This window comes from Bradyrhizobium sp. USDA 4504 (assembly GCF_054063995.1).
Genome location: NZ_JBSSGV010000001.1, coordinates 1117811 through 1140652, shown reverse-complemented (window position 1 = coordinate 1140652; position 22842 = coordinate 1117811). Strand labels below are relative to the sequence as shown.

19 protein-coding genes and 1 pseudogene are annotated in these 22842 nt (G+C 64.5%); 8 read left to right on the top strand and 12 right to left on the bottom strand.

Features of this window, described 5'->3' with window-relative positions; translation table 11 throughout:
* Nucleotides 1-33 precede the first annotated feature (33 nt).
* The gene (locus tag ACVMB1_RS04875) at nt 34-828 is read left to right on the top strand and encodes an enoyl-CoA hydratase/isomerase family protein (protein WP_253587458.1); all 795 of its coding nucleotides are present in this window, start codon (nt 34-36) and stop codon (nt 826-828) included.
* Nucleotides 829-836: 8 nt separating this feature from the next.
* Here the strand turns inward: ACVMB1_RS04875 and ACVMB1_RS04870 are convergent, their stop codons facing one another.
* The 4 genes from ACVMB1_RS04870 to ACVMB1_RS04855 all read right to left on the bottom strand — a co-directional run bounded on the left by ACVMB1_RS04870 (nt 837) and on the right by ACVMB1_RS04855 (nt 5771).
* Complete coding sequence (locus ACVMB1_RS04870; protein ID WP_316397731.1) at nt 837-2177, bottom strand: TRAP transporter large permease; 1341 nt, start codon at nt 2175-2177, stop codon at nt 837-839.
* Nucleotides 2174-2758, bottom strand: coding sequence for a TRAP transporter small permease (locus ACVMB1_RS04865; protein WP_076826996.1), 585 nt, complete (start codon nt 2756-2758; stop codon nt 2174-2176). Before ACVMB1_RS04865 ends, ACVMB1_RS04870 begins: the two co-directional genes overlap by 4 nt.
* A gap of 153 nt (nt 2759-2911) precedes the next feature.
* Complete coding sequence (locus tag ACVMB1_RS04860; protein ID WP_057017493.1) at nt 2912-3913, bottom strand: TRAP transporter substrate-binding protein; 1002 nt, start codon at nt 3911-3913, stop codon at nt 2912-2914.
* Nucleotides 3914-4067: 154 nt separating this feature from the next.
* Nucleotides 4068-5771, bottom strand: a complete 1704-nt coding sequence (locus ACVMB1_RS04855) for an IlvD/Edd family dehydratase (protein WP_456848306.1) — start codon at nt 5769-5771, stop codon at nt 4068-4070.
* Between the two features lie 172 nt (nt 5772-5943).
* Here ACVMB1_RS04855 and ACVMB1_RS04850 point away from each other — a divergent pair, with 172 nt between their 5' ends.
* On the top strand, nt 5944-6636 hold the full coding sequence (locus ACVMB1_RS04850; RefSeq protein ID WP_057017495.1) for a GntR family transcriptional regulator: 693 nt from the start codon (nt 5944-5946) through the stop codon (nt 6634-6636).
* A gap of 34 nt (nt 6637-6670) precedes the next feature.
* On the top strand, nt 6671-7237 hold the full coding sequence (locus ACVMB1_RS04845; RefSeq protein ID WP_141340326.1) for an invasion associated locus B family protein: 567 nt from the start codon (nt 6671-6673) through the stop codon (nt 7235-7237).
* On the opposite strand, the gene ACVMB1_RS04840 is transcribed toward ACVMB1_RS04845, so the two are convergent.
* Complete coding sequence (locus tag ACVMB1_RS04840) at nt 7238-8059, bottom strand: NAD-dependent epimerase/dehydratase family protein (RefSeq protein WP_316397727.1); 822 nt, start codon at nt 8057-8059, stop codon at nt 7238-7240.
* Between the two features lie 113 nt (nt 8060-8172).
* Between ACVMB1_RS04840 and ACVMB1_RS04835 the strand changes: the two genes are divergently transcribed.
* On the top strand, nt 8173-9135 hold the full coding sequence (locus tag ACVMB1_RS04835) for an SMP-30/gluconolactonase/LRE family protein (protein ID WP_168857809.1): 963 nt from the start codon (nt 8173-8175) through the stop codon (nt 9133-9135).
* Between the two features lie 219 nt (nt 9136-9354).
* Here the strand turns inward: ACVMB1_RS04835 and ACVMB1_RS04830 are convergent.
* Together ACVMB1_RS04830 and ACVMB1_RS04825 are read right to left on the bottom strand one after the other, a co-directional pair.
* Nucleotides 9355-10789: pseudogene (locus ACVMB1_RS04830) on the bottom strand (aldehyde dehydrogenase family protein).
* Nucleotides 10790-11080: 291 nt separating this feature from the next.
* A complete protein-coding gene (locus ACVMB1_RS04825; protein WP_456814118.1) occupies nt 11081-13447 on the bottom strand; it encodes a transketolase in 2367 nt (788 codons plus the stop codon).
* A gap of 131 nt (nt 13448-13578) precedes the next feature.
* On the opposite strand from ACVMB1_RS04825, the gene ACVMB1_RS04820 reads away from it, so the two are divergent.
* Nucleotides 13579-14040 (top strand): Lrp/AsnC family transcriptional regulator, encoded by a 462-nt coding sequence (locus tag ACVMB1_RS04820; protein WP_016841346.1) that lies wholly within the window; start codon nt 13579-13581, stop codon nt 14038-14040.
* 741 nt (nt 14041-14781) lie between these two features.
* Here the strand turns inward: ACVMB1_RS04820 and ACVMB1_RS04815 are convergent.
* A complete protein-coding gene (locus ACVMB1_RS04815; protein WP_229190791.1) occupies nt 14782-15954 on the bottom strand; it encodes a fumarylacetoacetate hydrolase family protein in 1173 nt (390 codons plus the stop codon).
* 148 nt (nt 15955-16102) lie between these two features.
* Between ACVMB1_RS04815 and ppk2 the strand changes: the two genes are divergently transcribed.
* The 3 genes from ppk2 to ACVMB1_RS04800 all read left to right on the top strand — a co-directional run bounded on the left by ppk2 (nt 16103) and on the right by ACVMB1_RS04800 (nt 18679).
* Nucleotides 16103-17035 carry a polyphosphate kinase 2 gene (gene ppk2, locus ACVMB1_RS04810; protein WP_456814117.1) on the top strand — a complete coding sequence of 311 codons (933 nt, stop codon included), beginning with the start codon at nt 16103-16105 and terminating at the stop codon, nt 17033-17035.
* A 152-nt stretch (nt 17036-17187) separates the two neighbouring features.
* Nucleotides 17188-17610: a DUF6294 family protein gene (locus ACVMB1_RS04805; RefSeq protein WP_028331873.1), complete on the top strand. Its 423-nt coding sequence runs from the start codon at nt 17188-17190 to the stop codon at nt 17608-17610.
* Between the two features lie 190 nt (nt 17611-17800).
* Complete coding sequence (locus tag ACVMB1_RS04800; protein WP_057017505.1) at nt 17801-18679, top strand: transporter substrate-binding domain-containing protein; 879 nt, start codon at nt 17801-17803, stop codon at nt 18677-18679.
* Between the two features lie 162 nt (nt 18680-18841).
* Here ACVMB1_RS04800 and ACVMB1_RS04795 read toward each other — a convergent pair whose 3' ends face one another.
* From ACVMB1_RS04795 to ACVMB1_RS04780, 4 genes are all read right to left on the bottom strand, one after another.
* Nucleotides 18842-19510 (bottom strand): amino acid ABC transporter permease, encoded by a 669-nt coding sequence (locus ACVMB1_RS04795; protein WP_456848304.1) that lies wholly within the window; start codon nt 19508-19510, stop codon nt 18842-18844.
* A gap of 58 nt (nt 19511-19568) precedes the next feature.
* Nucleotides 19569-20828, bottom strand: a complete 1260-nt coding sequence (locus ACVMB1_RS04790; protein WP_456814115.1) for an NAD(P)/FAD-dependent oxidoreductase — start codon at nt 20826-20828, stop codon at nt 19569-19571.
* Between the two features lie 4 nt (nt 20829-20832).
* Nucleotides 20833-21591: an SDR family NAD(P)-dependent oxidoreductase gene (locus ACVMB1_RS04785; RefSeq protein WP_456814114.1), complete on the bottom strand. Its 759-nt coding sequence runs from the start codon at nt 21589-21591 to the stop codon at nt 20833-20835.
* A 107-nt stretch (nt 21592-21698) separates the two neighbouring features.
* On the bottom strand, nt 21699-22781 hold the full coding sequence (locus ACVMB1_RS04780; protein WP_456814113.1) for a zinc-binding dehydrogenase: 1083 nt from the start codon (nt 22779-22781) through the stop codon (nt 21699-21701).
* Nucleotides 22782-22842 lie beyond the last annotated feature (61 nt).

Sequence of the window (22842 nt, the reverse complement as noted above, 5' to 3'; positions counted from 1 at the left end):
ATGTCCGGAACCAACAAGCCCAAGGTCTTCAATATGCCAGCACCCGCCCCCTCCGCCACCGACCCCGCTTTGCTCCGCATCGACGGCGCCATCGCGACCATCACACTGAACCGGCCGGCCGCGTTCAACGCGATCGACATGACGATTGCCAAGAAGCTCGAGCAGCTCAGCGCCGAGGTCGAAGCCAACAAGGACGTTCGCGTACTGGTCATCGAGGGCGAAGGCCGCGCCTTCTGCGCCGGTGGCGATTTGCAGACCATCGGCGCCGCGACCGAAGCCAACAATGTCGCCCCCGTGGTCGGCGAGATGCTTCACCACTACCATGCCTTCATCGAGACGGTCCGGCGGATGCCGAAGATCGTGCTATCCAGCGTGCATGGTTCGGCGGCCGGAGCCGGCATGGGCCTCGCGTTCGTGACCGACCTGTGTATCGCCGCAGAGGATGCCCGCTTCACGCCCGCCTATGCCAAGATCGGCGTATCGCCGGATGGCGGCAGCACGGTCGGCATCGTCGGCACGGTCGGTACCCGCCGCGCGCTGCAGATTTTCCTGGCCGAGGATGGCTTCACCGCGCAGCAGGCCTATGAATGGGGTCTCGTCGTCAAGACCGTCCCCGCGGCCGAGCTGAAGGCGGCGACGCGGCAGCTCGCCGAGCGTCTGGCGCAAAATCCGCCCGCCGCGATCGCGGGGACCAAATCACTGGTCTATCAGGCCGCCACCACGCCGACCAAGCAGCAGCTCGACGCCGAGGAACACAAGATCATCACGGCGATGCATACCGATGATTTCCGCGTCGCCGTGAAGAAGTTCACCAGCAAGTCGAAGTAGAGGTTTGGCTAGTTCGGGCAAATGTACCCCGTGCCGCCGGGTGCCTTGAAGCAGCCGACCGATTCCGGGATCACCTGCTTGGGCAGCCACAGCACGACCTTCGGAAAATAGATCGTGAAGCAGATCGTGACCAGGAACACGACATAGATCGGCAACGCCGCCCGCAACGCTTTTGCAAAACTGATGCCGACGAATTTCGAGGCCATCAGCAGCACGAGCCCGTAGGGCGGCGTGATCAGGCCGAACGCCAGCGTTGCGATCAGCACCACGCCCATGTGCACGCCGTTGATGTCGCCGGCCTGGGTCAAGGCGTTGACCAGCGGCATGAAGATGATGATGGTCGGCACCGGCTCGATGAAGTCGCCGACCACGGTGAACAGCAACACCATCAAGAGCATGATGAGGTGCGGGTCGTTACCGGCGATCGAGGTGATCCAGTCGGCGATGTAGATCGCGCCGCGCAGATAGGCCAGCATCCAGCCGAACGCGTTCGCCGCGCCGATCGTGATCAGCGGCAGCGAGAAGATCAGGCCGGCGAGGCAGAAATCATACGGGATCTTCTTCAGGTGCCCGCGGTTCAGCGCCGGGATCACCACGACGATGATGTAGGCGACCGCGACCACGCCGGCCTCGGTCGGCGTGAACCAGCCGGTCAGGATGCCGCCCAGCAGGATCACCGGGATCATCATCGGCAGCGCCGCGTCACCGGCGGCGAACGCAACCTGGCGCGGCGGCGCACGCGGCTTGCGCAGGCCCGAGGGACCGAAGAAGTAGCAGTAGATCATCAGCCCGAAGCCGATCATCAGTCCGGGGACCACACCGGCCATGAACAGCCCGGCGATCGAGACATTGCCGACCGCGCCATAGACGACCGCCGTGATGCTCGGCGGCACCAGCGCTGCGATCGTCGACGCCGAGGCGATGATCGCGGCGATGAAGGCCGGCTCGTACCCTTCCCGCCGCATCGGCCCACCGAGCGCCCGGCTCATGACCGCGACGTCGGCGGTGGTCGAGCCGGACATCTCCGAGAAGAACATGCTGAAGACGACGACGACCTGCGACAGCCCGCCCCTGATATGGCCGACCAGCGAGACCGAGAGATTGGCGATGCGGACCACGACATTTGCGGAGCTCATGAGCTCGCCGACCAGCAGGAAGAACGGGATCGCAAGCAGCGCCTCGGAATCGACGCCGTCGAAGACCTTCTGGATGATCGCCGCCAGCGAGACGTCTGATAGCACTGCGCCGACGAACACGCCAGCCATCAGCGAGAACGGCACGGGCACGCCGAGATAGCCGAAGAACAGGAAGCAGAACGACATCAGCGCAAGCACGACCGGTGCGCTCACGGCTGCACTCCCGTCGTCGCGCGGGTATCGATCGCAGGAATCGGAAGGTGGTCATCCGGCGGCTCCGGATGGTCGAAGCCATTGCGGATCCCATTGACGAGCTGCTCGATCGTGAACAGGCCGATCAGGATGCCGGACAGCGGGATCACCGCATAGAGCGAGGCGATCGGCGTACCGGACGGCAGGCGGAAGCTGCCGAAGCCTCGGAGGTAATTTTGATAGCCGTACCAGACCAGGCAGAAGGCGACACCCAGCACCACCAGACGGATGACGATCTCGACGATCAGCCGCGACCTGCCATGCAGCGCTTCGGAGATCGCGGTGAGATAGAGATGGTCGTTGCGCCGTGTCGCGACCGCGGCCCCGATGAAGATCGCGTAGATGAACAGCGTCGAGGTCACCTCCTGCAGCCACAGCCAGGGATGACCGATGGTGCGGGTGACGATATCGGCGGTCACCGATAGCGAGAAGCCGAAGCACAGCAGGCCGCACAGCATCATCAGGATCAGCTCGAGCCGGTCGAGCGCCCGCCATTTCAGATGCCGCTGCCGTTGCAGCACCAGTGTGTCGGCGATGGCCATCGAATGCTCCGTCCTCGTATGTCGTCCCGGCGAAGGCCGGGACCCATAACCACCGGCGCCTGATGCTTTGAGAAAGAACGGCGGCCCGGTGCTTCAATGGACGAGCCGCGGCGTATGGGTCCCGGCCTTCGCCGGGACGACGCAGGAAGTGGGCTAGTTGACCGCGCGGATCAAATTCTTAATCTTCTCCGCATGCGGCCCGAGATCCTTGGCGAGCTTGTCGAGATAGGGATCGGCGATCGCGGTAAAGCTCTTCTTGTCCACATCCTCGACCACCTTGACGCCGAATGACTTCAGTTTTGCAGCCGCATTCTTCTCCAGTTCGAACGCCTTCGCCGGCTCCTTGGCGCTCACCTCGGCGGCCGCTGTCGTCACCCAGGCCTTCTGCTCGGCTGAAAGGCTCTGCCACAGCCTGTCGCTGATGAACAACAGCGCATTGTTGGCCTCATGCTCGGTCATCGAGAGCACCGGCGCGACTTCGTAGTGCTTATTGACGAGGTAAACATTCACGCTGTTTTCCGCCGCCTCGACGACGCCGGTCTGCAGCGACGTGTACACGCTGCCGAACGGCATATGGACGGTTTGCGCGGCGTAAGCCGGGAAGATCGTGTCTTCCGTAGCCGTCGCCTGAACGCGAATCTTTACACCCTTGAGGTCGCTGACGTTGTGGATTTCCTTCCTGGCGTAGATGCTTCTTACGCCTTGGCTGCCCGTCGCGATGACATGAAGGCCTTGCGACGTGTCGTCGATCATCGCCTTGATCGCGTCAATCACCTTCTGATCGGCAAGGGCCTTCACCACATGGTTGGCGTCGCGGAACAGGAAATGCAGCGACATCACACCGGCCTGCGGCGAGATAGTCGCGGTGTTCGCCGACGAGATGATGGCGAATTCAATGTCTCCGGATTTCACGAGCTGCAGCAGCTGCGGCTCCTGTCCGAGCTGCGCTCCCGGATACTGGTCGACGATCATGGTCCCCTTGCTCAACTCCTTGAGCTTGGCGGAGAACATATCGTAGGCCACGCTGTATCCGGTGTTGAGCTGCTGATCGTGCGCGAAGCGGTAGTGCTTGACTTCCTGCGCGCCGGCGCCCGCGGAAAGCAGCAGCGCTGCCGCGGCCATGGCAATCCCGACGATCCTGGCTGAATAGCCCATCGCGACGTTCCCCCTGTTTTTAATTGAGGGGGATCATCCCACCAGTCGCGCAGGATTGTCAATAAAACAGAGGCAATCAGCTCGTCGTAGGCGACAACGAGCACCACATCGCAGAAATTATCGACAATTCAGCAGATGCGCCGAACTTTGCAAGCTACTTCCCCTTGGCGCGCATGAAGTCGAAATCGCAGCCCTCATCGGCCTGCAGGATGGTGTCGTTGAAGAGATGCGCGTAGCCGCGCTTGGCCCAATCGGGCGAACCGGCCGGCGCGAGCGCGTCGCGGCGCTTCTGCAATTCGGCCTCGTCGACCAACAGATCGATGCTGCGCTTGACGACATCGAGCCGGATCATGTCGCCGTTCCGCACCAGCCCGAGCGGACCGCCGACCGCGGATTCCGGCGTGATGTGCAGCACGATGGTGCCGAACGCGGTGCCGCTCATCCGCGCATCGGAGATGCGGACCATGTCCTTCACGCCGGCGCGCGCGAGTTTCTTCGGGATCGGCAGGTAACCCGCCTCCGGCATGCCCGGCGCGCCCTTCGGGCCGGCATTGCGCAACACCAGCACGTCGTCGGCGGTGACATCGAGCGCGGGATCGTCGACCCGCAGCGTCATGTCCTCGACCGATTCGAACACCACGGCGCGGCCGGTGTGCTGCAATAGTTTCGGGCTCGCCGCCGACTGCTTGATGACGGCACCGCGCGGCGCGAGATTGCCGTGCAGGATCGCCATCGCGCCTTCGGATTTGATCGGGTTCGCCTTGGAGCGGATCGCGTCCTGCCCCGGCACATCCTCGGCATTGGCGACGACCTCGCGCAAGGTCTGGCCGGTGATGGTTTTGGCATCGAGATCGATCAGGTCGCCGAGCTGTGCCATCAGCTTCGGCACGCCACCGGCGTGATGGAAATGCTCCATGTAGTGTTCGCCCGACGGCTTGAGGTCGACCAGCACGGGGACCTCGCGGCCGAGCTTGTCGAACGCCTCGAGGTCGATCTTGTGCGGCGAGCGGTTGGCGATCGCCGTGAGATGGATCAGCCCATTGGTCGAGCCGCCGATCGCCTGCATGACGACCTGGGCGTTGCGGAACGAGGACGGCGTCAGGATCTCGCTCGGCTTCGGTCCCTTGGTCTTCGCCATCTCGGCGGCGACGCGGCCGCTGGCCTCGGCGGAGCGGAAGCGTTCGGCATGGGGCGCCGGGATCGTCGCGCTCATCGGCAGCGACAGGCCGAGCGCCTCGGTGATGCAGGCCATGGTGGAGGCAGTGCCCATCACCATGCAGGTGCCGACCGAGGGCGCGAGGCGGCCGTTCACCGCCTCGATCTCGTTGTCGTCGATCTCGCCGGCGCGATACTTGCCCCACAGCCGGCGGCAGTCCGTGCAGGCGCCGAGCACCTCGCCCTTGTGATGGCCGACCACCATCGGGCCGACCGGAATCACCACGGTCGGCAGATCGGCGCTGATCGCGGCCATGATCTGCGCCGGCAAGGTCTTGTCGCAGCCGCCGATCACGACCACCGCATCCATCGGCTGGGCGCGGATCATCTCCTCGGTATCCATCGCCATCAGGTTGCGCAGATACATCGAGGTCGGATGCGCAAAGCTCTCGGCGATCGAGATGGTCGGGAACACGAACGGCATCGCACCCGACAGCATCACGCCGCGCTTCACGGCCTCGATGATGTCAGGCACGTTGCCGTGGCAGGGATTGTAGTCGCTGTAGGTGTTGGTGATGCCGACGATCGGGCGATTGAGCGCATCGTCCGAATAACCCATCGCCTTGATGAAGGCCTTGCGCAGGAACAGCGAGAAGCCGGCGTCACCATAGCTTGTCAGTCCCTTGCGAAGTCCGTCGGCCATTTTCTTCTCGTCCCGTGGTTGTTCGGCCGCACTTAAGGAGCGGCAGGAATTATTGTCAATATGAGATAATCCGGTCGCGGCGGGTGGCTGGTCCGCGGCAAAATCGCCCCCATTATTGACAATAACCGTGGCGCTATGCTGACCTCAGGCACCGATCCAAAGCCGAGAGCGCATGACAGCCGAGCCCACATTGCCCGAACTCCAGGCCCCCTCGCGCGAGGAGGAACAAGCGGAGGTGATCCGCCGGCTGGAGGAGGACATCATCTTCGGCCGCTTCGCGCCCGGTTTGCGCCTGGTCGAGGATAACCTGATGCAGCGCTACGGCGCGAGCCGGCATTTCGTCCGCCAGGCCCTGTTCCAGCTCGAGCGCCAGGGCATCGTGCTGCGCGAGAAGAATGTCGGCGCCACGGTGCGGTTCTATTCGGCCGAGGAAGTGCGGCAGATCTATGAGGTGCGCGAGATGCTGACGCGGCAGGCCGCGCTGATGATCGCCCTGCCCGCGCCGCAAAGCCTGATCGACCAGTTGAGCGAGCTGCAACGGCACTACTGCATCAAGGCCGAGGCGCAGGACATGCGCGGCATTCACGAGACCAACGATGCGTTCCACCTCGCGCTGTTTTCCGCCTGCGGCAATCCTTACCTCGTCCGCTCATTGCAGGACTACATGAACCTGACGCTGCCGATGCGCGCCAAGAATCTCGCCGACAGCGAGGGCCTCGCATTGTCGCGCCGCCAGCACGAATTGATGATCGAGCTCTTGAAGGGCCGCGACAGCTGGGCGCTGGCGCAGCTTTGCGTCGATCACATGCAGTACAGCAAGGCGGATTATCTCGTCCGCATCTCCAACGACAAAAAGCCGCAATAGCGCGATACGCGGCCTCCTCGTGAAGGAGACGGCGATGCGCTATGTGGCTATATTCCTTGGATCGTTCACCGTGCAGCTTGCGCTCGGCGGCGTCGGCGAAGCGGCCGATCCGCGCGCGACGCAGCTCACCTACGAGCCCTGGACCAAGACGTGCCTGACAGAGGCGAGCTGCTTCGTCGGCGCCGCCGCGCGCGGTCAGTGTTCACCATCGGGCGGCACACTCAGCGTCTCGCCGCAGAGTAGCAAGCGCGCGATCGTGAGCGCCAATGTCGGAACGCGGACCATGCTGGAAGGCACGATCAGCCTCCGCATCGATCAGGACGAGCCGATCCAGATCGCGAGGCCGCATTGTTACACGCTCGGCTGCGGCGGCACGCTCGAGGCCGACGGCGAAATGATCGAGCGGCTGAAGCACGCGCAGACGATCGCTGTCGAAGCCAAGAACCTCACCGGGCAGACCATAAGCCTCGCCTTTCCCCTCACGCACTTCGCCGAGACCTTTGACGGGCCCGGCAGCCCGCCCAAGACATCCGGGCAAGGTTCGAAGGAGGCGCAGCAGCACACCGAATCCGTGAAGCAACTGCCGCAATGCGAGGATTGATCACTTCTTCCAGTCGATCACCCTCTCCTTGTCGCCGTCGAACTCCATGCTGCAGAACGCGCCGCCCTGGTAATAGTCGCCGACCGGATCCGGCGGCAGCTTGGCCTGCTCGGCCATCGCGTGCTCGCGGAAATCTTCAGCCCTTCCGGTCGGACGATAGCCGAGATCGTAGGCGCAGTGATTGTCCCACCACGAGCGCTCATTGTAGGACGCGCCGTACAGCACCTCGAAATGGATGTCGGGATGCTCGAGCCCGATGCGGCAGAGCTGCACGAGGTCTTCCGGCTTGAGCCAGATCGAGAGCCTGCGGTGGTCGAGCGGCGCCTCGCCGAAATTGCCGATCCGGAGGCACGTGACCTTGATGCCGTGCTTGTCGGCATAGAGCGCGCCGACGCCTTCGCCGAACACCTTGCTCACACCATAGCGACTGTCCGGCCGCGCGGTGACGTCGGTGCCGATGCGGTGATGACGCGGATAGAACCCGACCGCGTGATTGGATGAGGCGAAGATCACGCGCTTGACGCCCTTTTTGCGCGCCGCCTCGAACAGATTGTAGCAACCGATGATGTTGGACTGCAGGATCGCGTCCCAGGGGCCTTCGACCGAATAGCCGCCGAAATGCAGGATGCCGTCGACGCCCTCGCAGATCGCCTCGACCTGCGCAAGGTCGGCGAGATCGGCCGCCTTGAACTTTTCGTTGCTGCCGAGATCGGAGGGCTGCTTGATATCGCTCAGCAGGAGATCCGGATAGATCGGCGGCAACAGCTTGCGCAGGCTCGTTCCGATTCCCCCCGATGCGCCGGTCATCAATATGCGTGGCATGCCGTCCCTCTTCTTTCCTGATTGCTGCGATCGAATTGCGGTCGCAGGCCGACAATGATAGCAAACCGGGCGCTCAAGGAAACACCATCGAAACACAACAACGAGAACAGCAAATGTCCGATGTTCATTCCGCCGGCTGGCGTCCCGCGACCTGCTATCCCGATCCCGCGATCCGCGCGCTCGATCCGCGTTTCGAGAAATACTGGCTGAAACTCTCCGCCGTCGAGCGCATCGCGACCGGCCTGCGCTGGGCCGAAGGTCCGGTGTGGTTCGGCGACGGCCGCTATCTGTTGTGCAGCGACATCCCGAACCAGCGCATCCTCAAATGGGAGGAAGAGACCGGCGCGGTCAGCATCTTCCGCAAGCCGTCGAACTTCGCCAACGGCAACACCCGCGATCGCCGGGGCCGGCTGATCACCTGCGAGCATGGCGGCCGCCGCGTGGTGCGCACCGAATATGACGGATCGATCACGGTGCTGATCGACTCCTTCGGCGGCAAGCGGCTGAACTCGCCGAACGACGTCGTGGTGAAATCCGACGGTTCGATCTGGTTCACCGATCCGATCTTCGGCCTGCTCGGCAACTACGAAGGCTACAAGGCCGATCCCGAGATCGAGCCCAACGTCTACCGGCTCGATCCCGAAACCGGCAAGGCCACCATCGTCGCCGAGGGCGTGCTGGGGCCGAACGGGCTGTGCTTCTCGCCGAACGAGAACATCCTCTACGTCGTCGAATCCCGCGGCGAGCCGAACCGCAAGATCCTCGCCTATGACGTCGCAGCCGACGGCAAGACGATCTCCAACAAGCGCGTCTTCATCGACGCCGGCCCGGGCACGCCCGACGGCATGCGCTGCGACATCGACGGCAATCTGTGGTGCGGCTGGGGCATGGGTGATCCCGAACTCGACGGCGTCGTCGTGTTCGCGCCCGACGGCGTCATGATCGGCCGCATCGCGCTGCCGGAGCGCTGCGCCAACCTCTGCTTCGGTGGCGTCAAGCGCAACCGCCTGTTCATGGCGGCGAGCCAGTCGATCTATGCGCTCTACGTCAACACCCAAGGCGCGCTCGGCGGTTAGCCCGGCCGTCATTGCGAGGAGCGAAGCGACGAAGCAATCCATCTGTCCGCCCGTGAGGAGAGATGGATTGCTTTGCTTCGCTTCGCTCGCAATGACGGCGAGACTGCAACCTTCATCTTCGCAAGATTCGCACTCTTCAAGACCTTGCGCCCCCAAAATGGCTAACGCCGGAGCAGTTGCCTGCCCCGGCGCCAAAAGTCGCGTCTCTCGTGGCTCGGCTTACGCGGCGTTGTAGCCGGCGACCGCCTTGGCCTCGAGATATTCTTCCAGACCGTAGCGGCCCCACTCGCGGCCGTTGCCGGACTGCTTGTAGCCGCCGAACGGCGCGGTGCGCTCGTTCGGCACGCCCTGCAGGTTGACGTTGCCGGCGCGGATCTGGCGGCCGACGCGGCGCGCGGTTTCCACGGTGTCGGCGGAGACGTAACCGGCGAGACCATACGGCGTGTCGTTGGCGATCTTCACCGCGTCAGCTTCGTCCTTGGCGCCGAGGATGGTCAGCACCGGTCCGAAGATCTCTTTCGCGGGCGATCGTCATGTCGTTGGTGACGTCGGCGAAGATGGTCGGACGGACATAGAAGCCCTTGTTGACGCCCTCGGGCAGGCCCGGGCCGCCGGCGACGAGCGTTGCGCCCTCGTCGATGCCCTTCTGGATCAGCGCCTGGATCTTGTCCCACTGGCCGCGGTTGACCACCGGACCGATCGTCGTGCCGTCGGCACGCGGATCGCCGGCCTTGGTCTTGTCGGCAACGCCCTTCGCGATGGCGGCCACTTCCTTCATCTTGGAGAGCGGCACGATCATGCGCGACGGCGCGTTGCAGGACTGGCCCGAGTTGTTGAACATGTGCATCACGCCGCCGGTCACCGCCTTGGTCAGGTCGGCACCGTCGAGGATCACGTTCGGCGACTTGCCGCCGAGCTCCTGGCTGACGCGCTTCACGGTCGGCGCCGCACGCTTGGCGACGTCGACGCCGGCGCGGGTCGAACCGGTGAACGAGATCATGTCGATGTCCGGGTGCTCGCTCATCGCGGCACCCACCTCCGGGCCGAGGCCGTTGAGCAGGTTGAACACGCCCTTCGGCACGCCGGCTTCATGGAGGATTTCTGCGAAGATCAGCGCCGAGGTCGGAGTGAACTCCGACGGCTTCAGGATCATGGTGCAGCCGGCGGCAAGCGCGGGCGCGACCTTGCAGGCGATCTGGTTGAGCGGCCAGTTCCAGGGCGTGATCATGCCGACGACGCCGACCGGCTCGCGCACGATCACGGCGGTGCCCATGGTCTCCTCGAACTCGTACTTCTTCAGCACTTCGAGGGTGTTCATGAGGTGGCCAAGGCCGGCGCCGGCCTGCAGCTTCTCGGCCATCGGCAACGGCGCGCCCATTTCGTCGGAGACGGCCGCGCCGATCTCCTTCATGCGGCCCTTGTAGACCTCGACGATCTTGGTGAGCAGCGCGACGCGCTCCTCGCGGCTGGTCCGGGAAAAGGTCTCGAAGGCGCGCTTGGCGGCGGCGACTGCCTTGTCGACATCGGCCTTGGAGCCGAGCGCAATCTCATACATCGCTTCTTCGGTCGCCGGATTGACGACCGGGGTGGACTTGCCTTTGACGACGGGATCGACCCAGGCGCCGTCGATGTAGAATTGCATGCGATTGACCATCGGAAACCTCTTGTACGGGGCGTATGGAATGGGGAACGAAAGCGTTCGGCAGGCATCCTTGCACGAAAGCCCGGCGAATTGAACCCGCCATATGCGGGACGCGGCTCGTGCGCGCGAACAGCATATAATGTCGCTATCGCGCAGGTGGCAAGGTTGGTCTCGTCGCCCCGGCGAAGGCCGGGGCCCATAAACTCCGCCGGCAATTGGTAAAGGGTGCTGTTAGAACGAGTCGCGTTTACTTGCTGCCAGTTGTGGTAATGGGTCCCGGCCTTCGCCGGGACGACGATGTGGCTACACCGCCATCTTGCGATGCCGCACCGGGGCGCCGACCGAGACGCTTTCCGCCGCGTCGATGATGGCGTTGGCGTCGATGCCGTAGTGGCGGTAGAGGTCGCCGATCGTGCCGGTCTGGCCGAAATGCTCGACACCGAGCGCCTCGACACGGTGGCCGCGCACGCTGCCGAGCCAGCCGAGCGTTGCCGGATGGCCGTCGATCACGGTCACAATGCCGCAGTCGCGGCCGAGCGGCGCCAGCATGCGCTCGATATGACTCAAATGCTGCGCGCCGCGGCGGTCGCGGCGCAAATTCCGCGCGGCGGACCAACCCGCATAGAGCCGGTCGGCGGAGGTGACCGCCAGCAGACCGACGTCGCGGTGGCTCTCGCCGATCAGGCCGACCGCCTCGATTGCCTCCGGCGCGACGGTGCCAGTATACGCAATGACGATGTCGCAGTTCGGGCCCGGCTTGCGCATCCAATAGGCGCCGTCGGTGATGTCGCGCTGCAGGTCCGGGGTCATGATCCGTTGCGGCTGCTCCAGCGTACGGGTCGAGAGTCGCAAGTAAACCGAACCACCCTCGGCACCCTCGCGCTGCATGTGGCCAAAGCCCCAGCCCATGATCACGGCAAGTTCATCGACGAAGGCCGGATCGAACGAGGCGAGCCCGTCCTGCCCGATCCCGATCAAGGGCGTCTTGATCGACTGATGCGCGCCGCCTTCCGGCGCCAGCGAGATGCCCGACGGCGTCGCCGCCACCATGAAGCGGGCATCCTGGTAGCAGGCATAGTTCAGCGCATCGAGGCCGCGTTCAATGAAGGGATCGTACAGCGTGCCGACCGGCAACAGCCGCGCGCCGTTGATCTGGTGCGACAGGCCGAGCGCCGACAGCATGATGAACAGATTCATCTCGGCGATGCCGAGCTCGAGGTGCTGTCCCTTCGGCGAATATTCCCAGGTGTAGGCGGACGGGATCTTCTCCTGCCGGAACAAGTCGTGGTTCTCCGCCTTCGCGAACAGGCCGCGGCGGTTGACCCAGGCGCCGAGATTGGTCGACACGGTGACATCGGGCGATGCGGTGACGATGCGCGAGGTGAGTTCGCTATCACCGCGCGCCAGCTCGTGCAGCACGAGACCAAAACCCTGTTGCGTCGACATCTGCGCCGAGGCCTTGAAGGCCAGCCGTTCCGGCACATCAATTTCGGGCGCCGACAGGCGGCGGCGCCCCTCGCGGTTGAACGGCGCCTCGGCGAGGAATGCCTCGAGCTCCGCAGGCTCCTGCGACAGGCCCTCGAACTTGTCCCACTCGTGGCCGGGGCGGATATTCTGCGCGGCGCGCCATTTCTCCATCTGGGCGACCGTCATCAGGCCGGCGTGGTTGTCCTTGTGGCCCTGCATCGGCAGGCCGACACCCTTGATGGTATAGGCGATGAAGCAGACCGGCCGATCATGGTCGATCGCCTCGAAGGCCTCGATCATGCTCGCCATGTCGTGGCCGCCGAGGTTCGACATCAGCGCCAGCAACTCGTCGTCGCTGCGGCGCTCGATCAGCGCCGACACCTCGCCCTGGTCGCCGATGTCGTCGCGCAGATGCTTGCGGAACGCGGCGCCGCCCTGGAAGCAGAGCGCGGCGTACATCTGGTTCGGGCAGTTGTCGATCCAGCGCCGCAGCGCTTCGCCGCCGGGCTCGGCGAACGCCTCGAGCATCAGCTTGCCGTACTTCACGATCACCACGTCCCAGCCGAAGTTGCGGAACATGGTCTCGAACTTGGCCCACAATCCCTCGCGCACCACGGCGTCGAGCGACTGCCTGTTGTAGTCGACCACCCACCATGTGTTGCGCAGGCCGTGCTTCCAGCCTTCGAGCAGCGCCTCGAAGATGTTGCCCTCGTCCATCTCGGCGTCGCCGACCAGCGCGATCATGCGGCCCTCCGGCCGGTCCTGCAGCCAGCCGTGCGCCTTGACGTAGTCCTGCACCAGCGAGGCGAACAATGTCTGCGCGACGCCGAGGCCGACCGAGCCGGTCGAGAAGTCGACGTCGTCGCTGTCCTTGGTGCGCGAGGGGTAGGACTGCGCGCCCTTGTAGCCGCGAAAATTCTCCAGCTTGTCGCGGGTCTGGTGGCCGAACAGATACTGGATGGCGTGGAACACCGGGCTCGCATGCGGCTTCACCGCGACGCGGTCCTGCGGGCGCAACACCGAGAAATAAAGCGCCGACATGATGTTGGCGAGCGAGGCCGACGAGGCCTGGTGGCCGCCGACCTTCAACCCGTCGGTAGAGGGCCGCACATGGTTGGCGTGATGGATGGTCCACGACGACAGCCACAGCACCTTGCGGGCCAGGGCGGACAGCATGTCGAGGCGTTCAGGCGCGATTCCCATGGCAATGCTCCGGGCGATATGCCGGAATGTTACTGCCGCAGGCGGCGGCGAAAATATCAATTCCACGCGACAGCACAGCAAAAATTGGGATAAATTCCCACGATCCGACTTCAACTGACGAGTTCATCCCAATGCCTGCCCTCGATGCCATCGACCGCAAGATCCTGAGTCTGCTCCAGACCGACAGCCGCATGACCATGCAGGAACTCGCCGACAAGGTCGGGCTGTCGGTGTCGCCTTGCCACCGCAGGGTCAAGCTGCTCGAGGAGCGCGGCGTGATCTCTCGCTACATCGCAACCGTCGACCAGAAGTCGATCGGGCTGCACGTCTCCGTCTTCATCTCGATCAAGCTGGCGCGGCAGAAGGAGGAAGACCTCAACCGCTTCGCGCGCGCGATCTCGAAATGGGACGAGGTGCTCGAATGCTACCTGATGACCGGCAACCGCGACTATCTGCTGCGCGTCGTCGCCGCCGACCTTTCCTCCTACGAGGCATTCCTGAAGAACAAGCTGACCCGGCTCGACGGCATCGCCTCCATCGAGTCGAGCTTTGCGCTGAGCCAGGTGAAGTATTCGACGGCGTTGCCGGTGTGAGGGCGTTGGTTGGTCACTCGAATGACGCCAACCCCACAGTGTCGTCCCGGCGAAGGCCGGGACCCATACGCCGCAGCAGTTGTTGTGAGGGGGACTCGCCGTTGCAGCATCGCTTAACAATTTGCATTTGGGGTTATGGGTCCCTGCTTTCGCAGGGACGGCACTGAGTGTGTGAATCGTCCGAGCTTTGCATCTCGTTCCGTTTTGCAAAAGAGGCTTGCGCCGTCGGGCAACTCAGTGATTGCCGCTGGCGCCCTGCCCGGCTGGACGGCCTCGCCGCGACAACCAGGCTACGGCGCGATCCATATCCCAATCACGATGATGGCCAGTGATACGGCAATGACCAGCATATCGGTGGTGAGCCAATCGGGCATTCCGTTTGATGGCTGCTCGCTCATGTACGCGATTCCTTCTGTTCGCGTCGAGCCAATATGCTGGAGCGGACCGGCGCGAACGAGGATGAACTGGTTCACATAAAGCTAGGAAAAAGCGGCAAATTCCGCGTGTTTTAGCGCGCTCAAGTTGCGCCACACGGTCGATCTGCCGCGCAGGTTTCTGAACATGTTCGACAACGCCGCCGCTTCGGCACAGTCACCATCGTCGTCGTTCAACGCGCTGCGAGAGGCGGCTGAACGTCACCGGATTGTCGGCGCAACCCAGCGCCGACCTGCCGCCACGCGACAGGCCGCACACGGCCGACGAAGTGGCCGAGGTAGTGGACTCGCCGCCCCGTCCTGATCCTCACAGCACCTTGCGCTGTGCGAGGTTCTTCATCAGCGCACCGACGCCGAAGGTCCAGGGCTCGCATTCGTCGCTATTGCGCATCCGGTTGACCAGCTTGCCGAGCTGTGGTGCGGCGATGGTCACGATGTCGTCGCGCTTGTGGGTAAAACCCTCACCCTTGGCATCGCGATCCTTGACCGGCGCGAACATCGTGCCGAGGAACAGCGCAAATCCATCAGGATATTGATGCACGGGGCCGATGGTCTGGGCGACCAGATCGGTCGGGTCGCGGCTGATCTTGCTGATCGAGGAATGGCCCTCGAGCACGAAGCCGTCTGCGCCAGTCACGGTCAGGCCGACATCCATCTTCCTGACATCGTCGAGCGAGAAGGTCTGGTCGAATAGCCGGAGCAGCGGGCCGATCGCGCAGGACGCGTTGTTGTCCTTGGCCTTCGACAGCAACAGCGCCGAGCGCCCCTCGAAGTCGCGCAGATTGACGTCGTTGCCCAGCGCGGCGCCGACGATCTTGCCGGCGGCGGAGACAACAAGCACGACCTCCGGCTCCGGATTATTCCAGGTCGACTTCGGATGCAGCCCGGCATCCATGCCTGATCCGACCGAGGATAGCGTCGGCGCCTTGGTGAACACTTCGGCGTCGGGACCGATGCCGACCTCGAGATACTGGCTCCAGGCATTCTGATCGATCAGCACCTGCTTCAGTTTCATCGCCTGCTCGGAGCCGGGCTTCAGCTTGGAGAGATCGTCGCCGACCAGGCGCACCACTTCCTTGCGGATCGCGTCCGCCGAGGACGGATTGCCGCGCGCCCGCTCCTCGATCACGCGCTCCAGCATCGAGATCGCGAAGGTGACGCCGGCGGCCTTCAGCACCTGGAGATCGACCGGCGCCAGCAGGTGCGGCCTGGCCTTGTCGCGGCCGTCGGGCGGGGTGTTGGCGAGGATCGCCTCGAAATCGCCGATCCGCTCGCCGCCCGTGGCGCGCAGCGCGGCCGCGGGATCGCTTTCCTCGCAGAGCGCGCTCACCGTCGGGAACCGCGCCGTGACATCGAACACACCGTCTGCCCGCACCGCGACGACGGCCGGCCCGCCGGCCTGCGGCAGCCAGACCCGCCCGACCAGCGTGCCGGCGGTGCCGTCCTCCGGCAGGACGTCTTTTGGCGTGAGTGAAATCATCGGCACATCTCCCTTTTTGGTTTTGTCGGCTTGTTAGCACAGTCCGCCCGGCGGCGTGAAACAGCGGTCACGGCATTGTCATAGAGGGGTAACATCGCCCGTCAATGCTGCCGTCCGATCCATCTAACACACTGAAAGACGGACCTTGATGACGACCTCCGCCCTCACCGACGAAGCCTTGCGGGATGAAGCCTTGCGCGCCCGCATCCATCAGGAGATGGCCGACAGCCTCGACGAGGAACTCGAGCTCGAGCTCGACGACATGAGGCTCGACGAGCTCGACCATGACGGCGCCGCCGGCAGGCCGTCGATCGACCGCAAGTTCTATTTCCGCGAATTGCTGCGGCTGCAGGGCGAGCTGGTCAAGCTGCAGGACTGGGTGCAGCACGAGAAGAAGAAGGTCGTCGTGCTGTTCGAGGGCCGCGATTCCGCCGGCAAGGGCGGCGTGATCAAGCGCATCACCCAGCGGCTCAACCCGCGGGTCTGCCGGATCGCGGCGCTGCCGGCGCCGAACGAGCGCGAGCGCACGCAATGGTACTTCCAGCGCTATGTCTCGCATCTGCCGGCCGGCGGCGAGATCGTGCTGTTCGACCGCAGCTGGTACAACCGCGCCGGCGTCGAGAAGGTGATGGGGTTCTGCAGCGACGAGCAGTATGAGGAATTCTTCAACTCGGTGCCGGAATTCGAGCGCATGCTGATCCGCTCCGGCACCGTCCTCCTGAAATACTGGTTCTCGATCAGCGACGAGGAACAGGCGTTCCGCTTCTCGATGCGGATCCAGGATCCGCTGAAGCAGTGGAAGCTGAGCCCGATGGACGTCGAGGCGCGGACCCGCTGGGAGCTCTACACCAAGGCCAAGGAAACGATGCTGGAACGCACGCACCTGCAGGACTCGCCGTGGTGGATCGTCGATGCAGTCGACAAGAAGCGCGCCCGGCTCAACTGCATCTCGCATCTCTTGAGCCAGATCCCCTATCAGGCGGTCACCCACCAGCCGGTGGTGCTGCCGCCGCGGGTGCGCAACCCGGACTATCACCGCGGCCCGATCCCGCAGGAGATGTACGTGCCGGGACGATATTGATTCTGGGCACGAGCACGCTCTGTCCTCCCCCGCTTACGGGGAGGATCACTAAATCGCGATTGGAGATTGTGAGGCAGCTCACTGGTCCTTTTGCGCCCTCCCTTTAAACCAGAGGTTGCTCGCAATTCGCGGGCTAGAAGGAGGCGTACGCTATGTTGAAAGAACATCTTGAAAGCAAAAGCTCGGCGACCGACCAGCCAGAAAGCTATAAGGGTGTTGCGACACATGCTATCCAAACCCTTGACCTCAGTTGGAGCGCGCCTATTCGTTACGGCGATTGCAAGCTGTCCGGCTTCTTGAACGGCACCCTGAACAACGGCCCCACTCTCAGGCTTCGTTCTGACGGAACAGCAGAATTGCTGGCAAAATTTTTCTCGACCGACGACGGTGATGTTTGGGTTATCGATCGTCTCGTTCTTTTGGACATTCACGGGACGGTGCTTTTTCAATTTCCACACCTTTCAAGTCCAGAAACCCAGACAGACAACCAAGTGCTCGATTGGGTAGCCGAACTGAGCTTCCCCGCCGTTTTCTTTTCTTCGGTCACAGGGGCGAACATGACCTATCGTTGCTAACCCCTAAGGGCGCGGTTCGCGGCTTATTCGACCTCCCCCACAAGCGGGAGAGGTGAAGTCCGGCACGTAGGCGACCGCGCCCTCGCCTTGCCTACCAATGGTGCAGGCGCGCGCACTGTGCAGGCGCGCGCACTTGCTGGCACCGGATACCGACGCTAGGCTTCCCCCGATCTGGTGCAGGGAGGCCCGCTTGACTCAATCCGACGACATCAAAATCTCCGAAGATCGCCGCGACGCGCTGCGCTATGCGCTCGGGATCGGCAGCGGCGCGGCGCTCGCGGCCGCGATGGCAACGCCGGCCTCGGCGCAGACGCCAGCCGACAACACGCTGGATCGAATCCGGGCCAACAAGGTGCTGCGGATCGCGGTGCTGCCGGGCGAACTGCCCTATTTCAACAAGGACCTCGCCTCGGGCACCTGGTCCGGCTTCTCGATCGAGATGGCCAACGACCTGGCCAAACTGCTCGACGTCAAGCTGGAATATGTCGAGTCGACCTACGGCAATTCAATCCTTGATCTGCAGGCCAACAAGATCGACCTCGGCTTCGCGCTCAACCCGACGCCGCAGCGCGCGCTGGTGGTCGATTTCACCAATCTGGTGTTCCCTCATCCGTTCGGCGCGATGCTGAGGAAGGGGCTGGAAGCCAAGACCTGGGCCGACATCAACAAGCCCGAGGTCAAGATCGCGGTCGACGTCGGCTCGGCCAACGAGGCGGTGGCGCGCCGCTTTGCGCCGAACGCCACCATCAAGTCGCTGAAGTCGCGCGACGAGGTGATGCTGGAAATGTCGTCGGGTCGCGTCGATTGCGTGGTCAACGCGCTGGTGCTCGGGCTGACCGCGATCGCCAAGAACCCGAACCTCGGCACCTACAAGATCCTGGCCTCGCCATCGGTGACGATCGCGAGCGGCACGGCGGTACGGCGCGAAGCCGACAAGCGCTGGCGCGATTTTCTCTCGGTGTGGATCGACTACAACCGCGGCATCGGCCAGATGCGCGAATGGTTCGTCAAGGGCCTCGGCCTTGCCGGCGTCAAGCCCGAGGATGTACCGGTGGAGTTGAGTATCTGAGGCGATTGCCGAGACGGCAGTGATCTCCCTCTCCCGCTTGCGGGGAGGGCCGGGGTGGGGGTGTCGCCACAAGCGACACCCCATGTATGGAGAGAGCCCCCACCCGGATCGCACCTAACGATGCGATCCGACCTCCCCCGCAAGCGGGAGAGGTCAGGCAACTCACACCTTGTCGTAGGTCAGCCCGCGCTCCAACCGCCTCGCCACCAGCGTCGACGGGAACAGGATCGCAAAATAGATCAGCGCCACGATGGTGTAGACCTCGAGCGGCCGGTAGGTGTCGGCGTTGATCAAGGTCGCGTTGTAGACGAGATCGGGTACCGCGATGATCGAGACCAGCGAGGTGTTCTTGAGCTGCGTGACCGACTGGTTGACATAGGGCGCCATCATCGGCTTCAGCGCCTGCGGCAGGATCACGAGCCGCATCAGGCGCCAGCCGCGGAAGCCGAGCGCCTTCGCCGCGTCCCACTGCCCGATCGGCACGCTCTCGATCGAGCCGCGCACGATCTCGGCGTAGAATGCGCCGCCATAGAGCGACAGCACGCTGACGGCGGCGACATGCGCCGGGATGTTGACGCCGATCACGACCGGAAACGCGTAGTAGAACCAGATGATCTGCACCAGCAGCGGCGTGCAGCGGAACAATTCGATATAGGCGATCAGGAGCCAGTCGATCGCGGGAATGCGCCGCAGCCGCAGCATGCCGACGATCAAGCCGATCAGGGTCCCGAGGATGATGGTGCCGATCGTGTAGGCGATGGTCCAGCCGAGCCCGAGCCAGAACAGATGGCTGTACTTGGCAAGGATGCCGAAATCCCAGACGTAGTTCATCCTGCCCCTCGGTTGCCGCGCGCTTGATCGCCAAGCATTGCAGGCGGTCTCGCGCGAGTCACGCGATATACCGGGCGGGCGAAAATGCCCGCACCTCGAACGGCGGCGCATCGCCCGCGATCATCGCCGCAATTGCGGCGCCCGTTCCGGGGCCGGTGGTGAAGCCGATATGCTGGTTGCCGAAGGCGAACCAGAGCCCGCGATGTCGCGGCGCCGCGCCGATCATCGGCAGGCTGTCGGGCAGCGTCGGCCGCGCGCCGCGCCAGCGCTCGCCGACCGCATCGCCGAATTCGACCACGCTGCGCGCCATCGGCACCACCGCCTCGAGCTGCGAAAAATTCGACGGCGCATCGCGCGCAGTGAGCTCGACGCCGCTGGTGACGCGAACGCCCTGCTCCATCGGCGTCATCAGAAAGCCGCCCTCCGCATCATGGATCGGCCGCAGCAATTTGCGTGCCGGGTTCGGCACGAAATGCTGATGATAGCCGCGCTCGAACGCCAGCGGCACGCGATAGCCGAGCGGCTGCAGCAGCTCGGCCGACCACGGCCCGAGCGCGACCACGACATGGCGCGCGGCGATCTCGCCGTCGGCGAGCTGCACGCGCCAGCCGTCGCCGTGCGGCTCGATCCGCCGGATTCCGGATTGCCTGATCGTGCCCCCGCCAGCGGCGAACATCTGCGCGTAGGCCTTGACCACTGCGCCGGGTGAATCGACCGATGCCGTCTGCGTGTGCAGCAGGCCGACGCTATAGGCAGGAATGATGTTGGGCTCGAGCGCGGAGATCGCCTGCCGATCAAGCACCTCGCTCCGGATGCCGAACTCGGCGAGCGCTGCCTGCTCAGCCTGGGCGGCGGCGAGCCCGTCGCTGCGCCAGGCCTTGAGCCAGCCGGTTTCGCGGATGCGATGGCCGGCGCCGGCCTGCACGATCCAGTCGCGATGCAGCTTCAGCGAGGTCCTGATCAGGCCGTGCAGCGCGGCGGCGCGCGGTTTGGTCTGCGACGGCGTTGCCGCCGCGAGGAAGCGGATCACCCAGCCGGTATTGGCGAGCGCCCACGCAATGTTCCAGCGCAGCGCCGGATGCGCGTTGGTCAGATATTTCGGCAGGTTCTTCAGCAGCGACGGCGTATTGAGCGGCAGGATCGAGCCCGAGGAGATGATGCCGGCATTGCCGTAGGAGGTTTCGCTGCCGGGCTCGCGGCGATCGACGACGACGACGGAGAGCCCGCGCTGTTGCGCGGCGAGGCCCGCCGAGACGCCGACCATGCCGGCACCGACCACCGCAACATCGACCTGCTCTGTTGGTTCGCCCTCGCTCATGGCGTCACATCAAGGTCAGGCCGCCATCGACCGGCAGCGTCGCGCCAGTGACGTGGCATGCTTCCGGCGACAGCAGGAAGGCGACGACGGCCGCGACCTCGTCGGCCTCGGCCAGCCGCTGCATCGGATTGGCCTTTGCGACGCTCTCCCAGGTCGCGGTATCAAGCGCGCCGAACAGGCCGGGATCCTTGCGGGTGTAGCCCGGCATCACGGCGTTGGCGGTGGCGCCTGACGCGGCGAGCTCGATCGCGAGCGACTTCACCAGCACCTCGAGCGCGGCCTTCGCGGCGGCCGATGCCGGATAGGTGGCGCCGGGCACGAAGCGATGCGGCCCGAAGCTCGACACCGCGACAACGCGGCCTTGCGCGCTGCGCGTAAGGTCAGACAGCGCCGCCGCCGCGATTTCATGGAAGGCCGCCGCCATCACCGCGAAGGCGCGCTCCAGCGCCTCGCGCGGCAGGCTTAAGAATTCGCGCCGGTCGGCAAAACCCGCGGCGTGCACGATGGCGTCGATCGGACCGAACGCGGCCCGCGTTGCCGCGACCAGCGCGGTGCCGGCGCCGGCTTTGGCGAGATCGCCGGTGCTCACCTCGACCTTCGCGCCCTTGCTGCGGCATTCCTCCGCGACCGAATTCAGCCGCGCGAGGCCGACGGCCTCGACGCCCTGTCCGTGCAGCATCAGGGATTGAGCGGGGCCGGCGAGCCGGCGCGCGACTGCGGCGCCGATGCCGGAGCCGCCTCCCGTGATGATCGAAATTCGCATGAGGTGCGTGCTGTCAGTGCGATACGAGACAGCGAACTATAGATTCGGCGTCACGAAATGCAAACCGCGCCCCTGGCCATCAGGTTAGCGCCGCGTTCAACGCCAGATCAGCGCCACGGCTCGACCAGGATCTTGGTGTGCGCCTCGGGATTGGCGAGATCGGCAAACGCCTGCGCGACGCCGTCGATGCCGACGCGGCCAGTGACCAGCGAGGCGGCATCGACCTGGCCTTCCGCGATCAGGCGCAGCGAATAGGCGAATTCCTCGGGCGTGTAGCCGAGCACATATTGGACGTTGAGCTCCTTGATGATGCCGAGCATCGGTTCGGACTTGTCGGTCTCCATGCAGACGCCGACCACGACGATACGGGCGCTGCGCGGGGCGCCCTCGAACACCTGCTGCAGCACGCCGGGCACGCCGACGCATTCGAAGATCAGCGCAGGCTTCAGCGGCGGCAGCAGCGCCTGCATCGGCGGACGCGCCGCCTTCTCCGCATCGGTCATCTGGGCGTGCTCGGCCCAGCTCGCATAGGGCTGCGTCCTGGCGGGATCGACCACCACATCGGCGCCCATCTTCTCGGCGAGCAGGCGCCGCGCCGGCGAATAATCCGCAGCAACGATCGGTCCGAGCCCCCTGATCTTCAGCGCCGCGATCACCGCCAGCCCGACCGGTCCGCAGCCGATCACCAACGGCACCTCGCCGCCCTGGATGTTGGCCATCGCCACCGCATGCACGCCGACCGCAAGCGGTTCGGTGAGCGCGGCGTGCTCGGCCGCAAGCCCGTTCGGCACTTCGAGCAGCAGCGGCTCGCTGAGCAGCATCTGCTCGGCATAGCCGCCGAGATAATCGTTGGAATAGCCGATGCCCTTCGGGCCCTCCGGCGTCAGCAGCGCCGGCAGCGAGCACACTTTCGTCCCGGGCTTCAGCTTGCGCGTCGTGTTCGGGCCGTAGTCGAGGACCTCGCAGCAGAACTCATGGCCGAACACGACGTCGCGCGACAGATCCATCGGCGTGCGACCGGGCAGGAACTTGCTCAGCTCCACCATGCGGTGGGCATGCTTGCGTGCGTGCAGATCGGAACCGCAGATGCCGCAGGCGAGCGATTTGACCAGCACCTGGCCGGCGCCGGGCTTCGGCTCGGGCACCCGGTCGACGACAATCTCGCCGTTCCTGAAGATCGCTGCGCGCATATTCCCTCCCGCGTGGGTTTTGTCCCACTCATTTTGATGCGTATTTCGTCTCGCGAAATGC

Coding starts and splice junctions, on each gene's coding strand:
- ACVMB1_RS04875 (WP_253587458.1), top strand. CDS start 34: ATGCCAGCACCCGCCCCCTCCGCCACCGACCCCGCTTTGCTCCGCATC.
- ACVMB1_RS04865 (WP_076826996.1), bottom strand. CDS start 2,758: ATGGCCATCGCCGACACACTGGTGCTGCAACGGCAGCGGCATCTGAAA.
- ACVMB1_RS04860 (WP_057017493.1), bottom strand. CDS start 3,913: ATGGGCTATTCAGCCAGGATCGTCGGGATTGCCATGGCCGCGGCAGCG.
- ACVMB1_RS04855 (WP_456848306.1), bottom strand. CDS start 5,771: ATGGCCGACGGACTTCGCAAGGGACTGACAAGCTATGGTGACGCCGGC.
- ACVMB1_RS04850 (WP_057017495.1), top strand. CDS start 5,944: ATGACAGCCGAGCCCACATTGCCCGAACTCCAGGCCCCCTCGCGCGAG.
- ACVMB1_RS04845 (WP_141340326.1), top strand. CDS start 6,671: ATGCGCTATGTGGCTATATTCCTTGGATCGTTCACCGTGCAGCTTGCG.
- ACVMB1_RS04840 (WP_316397727.1), bottom strand. CDS start 8,059: ATGCCACGCATATTGATGACCGGCGCATCGGGGGGAATCGGAACGAGC.
- ACVMB1_RS04835 (WP_168857809.1), top strand. CDS start 8,173: ATGTCCGATGTTCATTCCGCCGGCTGGCGTCCCGCGACCTGCTATCCC.
- ACVMB1_RS04825 (WP_456814118.1), bottom strand. CDS start 13,447: ATGGGAATCGCGCCTGAACGCCTCGACATGCTGTCCGCCCTGGCCCGC.
- ACVMB1_RS04820 (WP_016841346.1), top strand. CDS start 13,579: ATGCCTGCCCTCGATGCCATCGACCGCAAGATCCTGAGTCTGCTCCAG.
- ACVMB1_RS04815 (WP_229190791.1), bottom strand. CDS start 15,954: ATGATTTCACTCACGCCAAAAGACGTCCTGCCGGAGGACGGCACCGCC.
- ppk2 (WP_456814117.1), top strand. CDS start 16,103: ATGACGACCTCCGCCCTCACCGACGAAGCCTTGCGGGATGAAGCCTTG.
- ACVMB1_RS04805 (WP_028331873.1), top strand. CDS start 17,188: ATGTTGAAAGAACATCTTGAAAGCAAAAGCTCGGCGACCGACCAGCCA.
- ACVMB1_RS04795 (WP_456848304.1), bottom strand. CDS start 19,510: ATGAACTACGTCTGGGATTTCGGCATCCTTGCCAAGTACAGCCATCTG.
- ACVMB1_RS04790 (WP_456814115.1), bottom strand. CDS start 20,828: ATGAGCGAGGGCGAACCAACAGAGCAGGTCGATGTTGCGGTGGTCGGT.
- ACVMB1_RS04785 (WP_456814114.1), bottom strand. CDS start 21,591: ATGCGAATTTCGATCATCACGGGAGGCGGCTCCGGCATCGGCGCCGCA.
- ACVMB1_RS04780 (WP_456814113.1), bottom strand. CDS start 22,781: ATGCGCGCAGCGATCTTCAGGAACGGCGAGATTGTCGTCGACCGGGTG.